Origin of the sequence: Larkinella insperata, assembly GCF_026248825.1 — a bacterium.
Classification (GTDB): domain Bacteria; phylum Bacteroidota; class Bacteroidia; order Cytophagales; family Spirosomataceae; genus Larkinella; species Larkinella insperata.
This window is the reverse complement of record NZ_CP110973.1, coordinates 48,729-57,880: the sequence shown is the minus strand read 5'-3', so window position 1 is coordinate 57,880 and position 9,152 is coordinate 48,729. Positions and strand designations below refer to the sequence as shown.

The following is a 9,152-nucleotide window of genomic DNA, read 5'->3' as shown; positions in this document are numbered from 1 at the left end:
GTTTTCGATCATTTTTAGTACTTGGCACAGCAATTGCCTCATCTTGTATATACATTGAGGCTGCGAATAATGACTGTGTACTCCGAAGTCATTTTTAAAGTTCAGGTGAATAAAACTCCATCCAGGTCTACTTGAAAGTGTGAATCCTAAATTATCATCGAGTAATTAATTCACATTCTGTGTGTTGATGCAGTAACGCCCGCCGGCTTTACTACACTAGTACTGTGCATACCGTAACTTGTAAATCATTTTAAAATGGCTCAACGCTTTATTTTCTATCTACAGACTGGATCGAGTAAACAGTTAGCGACTGATCAAACCGCCATCTACAACATGCATTCTTTAGCCCCGTTCGTTTCTGCGGATTTGCTCGCGAAAGACGCCTAGAATCGCGGCTAAAGCTACATAACTAACACCGATCACCCTCTATGGATCGCAAAGCTCTAAAAGCCTTGCCTGGGAAACTTTTGTGCTCATCGTAACTTGTAAATCAACCTGACAATGACTCAACGCTTCTTACTCTTTTTGATCTTTGGATTAAGCACCGGCATTTTTGCTCGGGCGCAGACCGCCATCTTTAACGCCAGCCTGTCGGCTCAACCCGGTTCGGCCATCAGCCTGCAGGGCAACTTCGGGGCGTCGGCCAAAGCCTACCTCAACAAAGGCACCTCCTCCTCCTCGGTCAGCTTACCCATCCTGGTGCAGAGCGCCAACCAGGCCACCGTCCAGATCCCGGCCGACCTGGGCCTGGACCTCTACCAGGTCTGGGTCTCCGACAATGGCCAGAACAGCCCCAAAGTCTTCATCAACCAGGCCTGGGGCATGCACTTCGACTCCCCCGAAGTCGCCCCCGAGGGCACCCTGCGCATCTTCGGACGGAACCTGCAAGTGAGCGGGGCTACGGCTAAGGTGCGGTTTGTGGCTTCCAATGGCACCTCGCTCAACGCCACCGTCAGCGGGGGCGATGCCTATGCCCTCACGGTGAAAGCCCCCAGCGGCCTGCAGCCCGGCACCGTCTACAGCGTCTGGGTGAGCAATGGCTTTGGGGGCTCACTGGGCGAAACCAAAATGAGCAAGACCATCACCGCCATCAAGGCCGGGGCCGACTACTTCAAACTCAACGTGGGCTGGGCCGCCAAGCTGGACTTTTACAAGAACGTCTACAACGTCAAGACCGACTCGCGGCTGAGCACCAAAGCCAAAGGCGACGGCAACACGAGTGACTACAAAGCCCTGCGCGAGGCCATCAAGAAGGCCAACGCCGACGGGGGGGGCATCGTCTACCTGCCAGCGGGCACCTACAAGCTGGACTTTCCCGACAACTTTGAGGGCATCCGCATGCTGGACCGGGTGGTGCTCCAGGGCGCCGGCAAGGACCAGACCATCATCAAGTTTGGCTACAACACCAACTCCGATAAAGTCGGGGTTTACTGGGATTCAGGAATCAAACAGGCTGGTATTGCGGACCTGACCTTACTGAACATTGATACCAGTGGTGACCTGGTTACTAATATGCGGGGTAAAGGCAGTGAGATGTTCCTGCAGCGCATCCGCTTTGACCTGGCCAAAAGCAACTGGATCTGGTTCAACGGCAGCGATAAACTCGTCATCGCCAACTCGGACTTCACCCACGGCGTCGACAACCAGTTCAGCTACCGCGGCCCCTTCATGCTCAACGAATGCTCCAACTACGTCTTCACCGGCAACCACGTCACCTTCGCCGTCGATGGACTCAACTTCGACCGCAGCCACGACGGCATCATCGAGAACAACACCATCCTGCGCGATGGCTCGGCCCGCTACCCCCTCGAGCGGGTCAACCACGTGCTGGTGATGAACTTTGCTCTGGATGTGGCCGTCCTCAACAACACGCTGAAAGTTATCAATGGGCCCGCCCAGAACAACTTCGACGGCGAAGCCATCATCGCCGAAGGGGGCGGGGCCACCCGGCCCGACGAAGACACCGGCACGGTCAGTGGGGCCTCGGCCAGCAGCCTGCGGGACGATGCCAAGACCTGGGGCAGTCTCAAGCAAAGCCCGGTGGTGGCCATCGTGCACGGCAAGGGCATGGGCCAGTGGCGCCGGATTGTCAGCCGCAGCGGCAACACGCTGACGGTGGATCGGCCCTGGCAGGTGACGCCCGCGGCCGGCAGCCGGTATGCGATCTTCAACTGGGGCTCGGAGAACTGGCTCATCAAGGGCAACAGCATGGAGGGCAACTACCGGGGCATCACCCTCTACAAGAACGCCACCACCCAGGTGGCCATTGTGGACAACACGCTGTTGAACAGCGGCTCGATCGATCTAACGCCCTCCCAGCAGATGCGGGGCAGCACCCAGACGTTTATTCCCATGTACAACAACCAGCTTGTGGGCAACCGGGTGAGCAACACCAACGTGCTGGTGGGCAACTTCATCGGGGTGCACACCGTCCAGCAGTCGCAGGAGAAGTGTTTCGGCACCTCGGTGCTGGGTCTGGAGATGCGCGGCAACACGCTGCGGGCGGGTCAGCCCAACATGGGGGCGGACATCCACGGGGACCCCTACCCGGAGGGGTATCTCAACACGCTGGAGTTTCACTCGGCGGGTAGAGATTACGTTGACGAGGACATTGCAGCGGTGTTGGGCACGATCCTGGAGAACAACACGGCCATCAACAGCGAGCATGCCATCCATTTCAACAGCGGCAGTTACAACACGTATGTGTGCAACACGCGAATGACGAATGTAAAGAACTTAGTGAATGACGTCTTCTTCAATAGAGTAACGCACGGGGCGGTACGGACGGGCTCGTGCACGCCGATCCCGGCGCAGCTGACGGCTGATGCGGGTCCGGATCGGAGATTGGTTTTACCGACGAACAGCATTGTGTTGCCGGGCAAGGCCACCAGCAGTCCGGTCGGCAACATTGCCAGCACAGCTTGGGTAAAGGTATCGGGTCCTAATCCGGCCATGTCGAGCATGAATACCCTCACCCCCTTGGTGAGCAGGATGCCGACAGGCACCTACGTCTTCCGGCTGACGGTAAAGGATAAGGATAATCGGCAGGTTACTGATGATGTAACTATTGTCGTGGCTTCTTCAGGTACTCCGTCGGAGGTACCTGATCCAACGGTTCCATCAGAACCATCAAATCCAACGTCACCCAGTCCCAGTCAACAAGCCGTTGTTAGTTTTAGCTTAATGAACGCTAATACCGACAAAGAAATCAAAGTGTTGTCCAATGGCGAAGAGTTAAATCTTGCTAAGTTGCCGACGCGAAATTTAAACATACGAGTTAACACGAGCCCAACTGTGGTAGGTTCGGTGGTAATGGAATTGAGCGGAAGACAAAGCAGAAATCAAACCGAAACAGCCGCTCCCTACGCTTTGTTTGGGGATACCAATGGTGATTATAAGAGTTGGACTCCCAGCACAGGTAGCTATACGTTAAAAGTAACTCCTTACACAGAAGCAGGAGGAAAGGGAACAGCTGGCAAGGCGCTAACAATTAATTTTACGGTCGTCAACCAATCCTCTGCCCGTATGAGTGCAGAAGATGACCCGGAGATTGCCGGATTGACGGTCAAAACATACCCTAACCCTTTTGTGGATTCATTCACTCTGGAAGTAAAAGGCAGAGAAGAAGGAAAATTACCAGTGGTCGTCTATGATAGCTATGGTAGAGCGGTCTTACAACTAGCGGATGTTCAGCCAGACCAACTAATTCAATTTGGAAACGAACATGCACCAGGCATGTATATACTACAGGTTGGTGAAGGTGATATGACTAAGCGGCACAAGCTGATGAAGAATTAGTGATCAGTTCAAGAGTCGATCCTGATTAAAAGATTCGTTTCTAAACATGTATGCCTTAGCACGCCGACCAGATTGGTTAGCATGCTAAGGCATACATGTTTAGAAACGAATGGTGCAAGTGTCATTCAAATAGTAATAGCATAGTTGTTCGCGGGCATGGTAAGTTCTGGTTTGCATTTCAATTAAAGATATCATCCACTGTTAATATGATTCTTAGACTTGGGTATAGCTGCATTTAGTTTATTAACTATAACACATTCTAGAACAGCAAAAAATAAAGTTAAGATTAGATAATGTCTGATAAATACGTTTCTTTCCAAAGTATCGAAAAAGAATTGCTTATAATTGGTTGTTAAGCTAAAAGCCTTATTTGTCTGATAAATACTGGTACTTAATTAATGTTGTCTTCAGGGATTGGTAACATCTTGAATTCTAAAATCTGTTAAAAAGCCGTTAACTAAATGATTATTATCTTACAAAAGGTACTAAGGTTACATTTTGAAATTTAATGGCAACATAAACCTTACTATTCATTTGTAATTGGAAATACTTAAAAGGCCTGTCTGGTAATTAAAAAGGGGTGAGTGGTTGCCTTGTCAATGGCATAAAACTCATATTTATCTTGTTTGAGGATTTGGCTTACAACTTACTGACCGGATTAATTCATGATTACCAAGGGTCTGGTTATTCTTTGAAGCACTATTGGTGATATTTTAACCACCAAAACCCATTAAGGCGTTGGTTATTAAGGCTATAAGCTATTTAAGCCTGAAATTTGCTAGGCCGTAATAGGAGCGGTTTCTGAACCGTCATTTTCAAATTTTTACTGAACGGTATTATATATGTTTAAATTAATTATTTAAAAAATGTGATTTATTTTAGAACTGAGTCATTTTATATAGGTATGTGATTGTTTTGAACCTCTTGTTGACTTATTTAGTAGTACGGGAAATTTACATCATCCTTCATTCGCAGTCAGATTTTCATTCTCTATGATGGTTATTGGCTTATCGATCTTACTACTGGACCAAACGCACCACAAATAGTCTTTAATTTTTTTTATACTTCTCTCTAAGTAATTGCTACTGAGTACCCAAAAGAACAACCCAAATATGGATTGAAGGACACGCCAAGGTGGCCTGAACATTTATTATAAAGGTCGGTTTTAACCCCAAAACCTACTCTATGGTCAGTTTCTGTTGAGTTTATTTTTAGTGTTTAACTGAGTCCTCGCTCAGGCATTTATTGTAACATCTTTACTTTAAAAATTTGTCCTATCTTATGGAACAACTATCCCAAAGGTGGAAGAGGTACAAGCTCTTTCCTTATTACTTAGTCCTGCTAACGCTACTTCAATTTCGGAGTTATGCTCAAAGCCTAACGGGTTTCACACTCCTCAATTCAAGGACAAATACCGAGTTAGGAGCTTTGCAGGATGGTAGCGTCGTTAACTTAAGCGTTACAGGCAATCTCCTCAATGTCCGGGCTAACGCTAGCTCGTCTGCAGTCACTCAGGTGGTCTTTGCTTTAGATGGAAACGATAATTTCAGAACGGAAAAAGAGGCTCCTTTTACTTTAGCGGGTGATAATGATGGAGATTACTATGATTGGACCCCCTCAGTGGGTGCTCATACCCTGAAAGCAACACCCTATAACGCTGACGGGGAAGCCGGTACGCCACTCACTATTAATTTTACGGTGGTTGCTACCGCGCCAACGGGTGAAGAGAAGCCCGACATTGATGCGCTGACGGGCTTCACCCTGATTAATGCCTCTACAAGCACGGATCTAAATCAGCTGAAGAATGGTGATGTAATTGACCTGACTCAGACGGGTATGATGCTAAATGTGCGGGCCAATACCAATTCGTCGCGCATCAGCAAGGTGGTCTTCGCGCTGGATGACAACGAAAATTTCCGTACCGAAACCGTAGCGCCCTATACCTTGGCGGGTGACACCGATCAAGGGCATTACGACTGGACGCCTTCCCTGGGCGCCCATACCTTAAAGGCCACACCGTATAATGCTTCTGGCCAGGCGGGTCTTCCCCTGATTATTTCTTTCACGGTAATTGCCAGTACACCCGACAATGCCGCGCTGACGGGTTTCACGCTGATTAACGCCAGCACGAATTCCGATCTGGGGCCTCTGCAAAATGGTACCCAGATAGACCTGAGATTGACGGGTAATCTGTTGAACGTGCGGGCCAATACCAATTCATCAACGATTAGTAAAGTGGTTTTCGCCCTGAATGGTAATGAAAACTTCCGCACTGAAACCGTTCCCCCTTATACGATGGCCGGTGATGCCGACCAGGGTCATTACGATTGGACGCCCTCGCTGGGATCGCACACCCTGACCGCTACACCTTACAATTCCTCAGGTGAAGCGGGTACACCGCTAACGGTTAATTTCACGGTTATTTCCAGCGTACCACCTCAGGAAGAGCCCGGTGACAATCAAACGCCGGCCAATGTAGTCGTGCAGGGAGAACTAAGAAAATGGCACAAGGTTACGCTGGCCATTCAGGGGCCTGAAACTGCCGAAACCGCAGCAGAAAACCCTTTCCTGAACTACCGTCTAAACGTCATCTTCACCAAAGGTGCCAAACGTTACGTGGTGCCGGGCTACTTTGCCGCCGATGGGAACGCAGCCAACACCAGCGCTAATGCCGGTAACATCTGGAAAGTTCATTTCTCTCCCGATGAGACCGGAGTCTGGAATTATACCATCTCCATGCGCAAAGGTTCTAACGTTGCTGTCAGTGACGATGAAAATGCTGGTGAGGCTGTCGAATCAGTGGATGGAAAATCGGGGCGGTTCACCGTCCAGGCGACCAACAAAACCGGTACTGACCTCCGGGCAAAGGGCCGTCTGAAATACGTTGGTGAACGGTATATGCAGTTTGCCGAAACCGGCGAATATTTTCTAAAAGGCGGGGTTGACTCACCCGAGAACTTCCTCTCTTACGTTGATTTTGACAACACCACCAACATTGGCAATCGGCGTAAGACCTGGAACCCGCACGTGCAGGACTGGAAAGAGGGCGATCCTACCTGGCAAGGTGGCAAAGGTAAGGGCATCATCGGGGCGGTTAATTACCTGGCCAGCCAGCAGATGAACGTCTTTTCCTTCATTACACTAGGTATCATTGGGGATGACCGCAACGTGTATCCGTATGTCAGTTCGAACGATTACACCCGTTTCGACTGCTCGAAGCTGGATCAGTGGGAGACGGTGTTTGAGCACGGCGAAAAGCTGGGCATGTACCTGCACTTTAAAACTCAGGAGCGGGAAAATTGCAACCTCTTGGATGGTGGTAATGTTGGCACTCAACGGAAGCTGTACTACCGGGAACTGATTGCGCGGTTTGGTCACCACCTGGCCCTGAACTGGAACATGGGGGAAGAGAACGTTCAGACTACGCAGCAACGCAAGGATATGGCTCAGTACTTCTACGACCACGATCCGTACAAGAACCACATCGTCATTCACACTAACGTCAAACAGCAGGGTGAAGTGTACACGCCTTTGCTGGGCAACAACGCAGATTACACGGGCGTTTCGATCCAGACTGACTGGAACAATGTCTACAAGGAAACGCTGGAGTGGGTAGAAAAATCAGCCAAAGCCGGTAAGAAGTGGATTGTGGCCAACGACGAACAGAATTCAGTTGGGGTAGCCTGTGATGCGGATTACAGGGGTAATCGCGGAATTATTCCCGATAACCAGGATCAGATTCGCAAAGAGTGTTTGTGGGGTAACCTGATGGCGGGCGGTGCCGGTATTGAATACTACTTCGGAGGCTATACGGGCGAAACCGATCTGGCCGCTGAAGATTACCGTTCGCGGGCTAAAATGTACCGCTTTACCCGCTACGCCATGGATTTCTTCCGGAGCTACGTTCCTTACAAAGACGCTGTTCCGATGGATAACTCCAACCGGGGCTGGGTGCTAGGTCAGGAGGGAAAAGTGTATGTCCTGTACCTGAAAGATGGTGGAACGGCCCACATTAACACGGGTGGCGGTACTTACACGGTTCAGTGGTATGATCCCCGCAACGGCGGCAGTCTGCAAAACGGGACGGTTCGCAGCATTTCGGGTAATGGCAGTAAGTCGATTGGCTTGCCACCCAACTCCATTATTCTGCAAGACTGGGTTGTCCTGATCAAAAGCTCCTCATACGAACCCGACGAACCGGAGCAGCCCGCAACAAGTGTTTACCGGATCAATGCCGGGGGAGAGGCTTACACGACATCTGACGGCAAAGTGTTCAGCGCTGATAGCTACGTAAACGGAGGCAATATCTTCTCCAACTTTGTTGGTGAAGACATCAAAAACACGGAAGATGATGACCTCTACAAGAAAGAACGGTTTGGAGATTTCTCATACAACCTGCCGGTAGCCAACGGTACTTATAACGTTATACTGCATTTTGCCGAAGTTTTTGCAAAAGGAGCCGGTCAGCGCAAATTTAACGTAGACATTGAAGGAGAACGAAAACTGACCGAATTCGATATCTTCAACAAAGCGGGGGGTGGCTTCGTGGCCATTAAGGAAACGTTTACTACTACGGTACGTGATGGAATGCTGAACCTTAATTTCTCACGAGGTAGCACCAACAACGCGAAGGTGTCGGCTATTGAAGTAATTGGTACGGGAGCAACTACGGCGCGGCTAGGCTCCATACCGAGCGCGGAAACAGTCGATCTGCAGATTGAGTCTTACCCGAATCCGTTTGCCGAGTCGTTCACAATTCGGGTGAAAGGTCGGGGAGAAGGCAAGTTGCCAGTGGTTGTTTACGATACGTTTGGGCGGATTACCCATCAGTTAGCGGATGTACAAACCGAACAGGTCATCCGCTTAGGGCAAGGGTATGCACCTGGTTTATACATCCTACAGGTAGGTGAAGGCCAGCAGGCTAAACAGTATAAGCTAATGAAAAAATAAATAATAGCTGATCATTTAAAAAGCTGCTCATCTTATGAGCGGCTTTTTTTTGCTAGTAAATAGACTTCCGAATTAAAATGATTGTGTTCCAAGGTAGAAAGGCAAGTAGGAACTCAGGACGTAAATTGCCTTGCATTCGTCGATTGCTAGTAATATGCTTGTGGGTAAGCGATAGCGTTTGAGACACGCCATTAAGTAAATAACCACGTGGATCAGCAGAAAGAAGCTAATTGTTCTTTATACTTACAAGTTAAATAAATGCCCTGTTCGTTTATGTTACAATAGATACAGGAAAAGTTATAGTTCGAGCCTTAACGTGTCATAAAAAATAGGGTCTATTCCTGAATAACCTGAATTCAAATCTGCAAAAGCTTATCTGCGCTACAGTTATGCGGTTATCTTAA

General features: G+C 49.2%; 2 protein-coding genes. Both read left to right on the top strand.

Features of this window, described 5'->3' with window-relative positions; all coding sequences use genetic code 11:
- Positions 1-501: 501 nt before the first annotated feature.
- Positions 502-3,798, top strand: coding sequence for a PKD domain-containing protein (locus tag OQ371_RS00145; protein ID WP_265991519.1), 3,297 nt, complete (start codon positions 502-504; stop codon positions 3,796-3,798).
- Between the two features lie 1,620 nt (positions 3,799-5,418).
- Positions 5,419-8,748 carry a malectin domain-containing carbohydrate-binding protein gene (locus tag OQ371_RS00140; protein ID WP_265991518.1) on the top strand — a complete coding sequence of 1,110 codons (3,330 nt, stop codon included), beginning with the start codon at positions 5,419-5,421 and terminating at the stop codon, positions 8,746-8,748.
- The last annotated feature ends 404 nt before the right edge of the window (positions 8,749-9,152 follow it).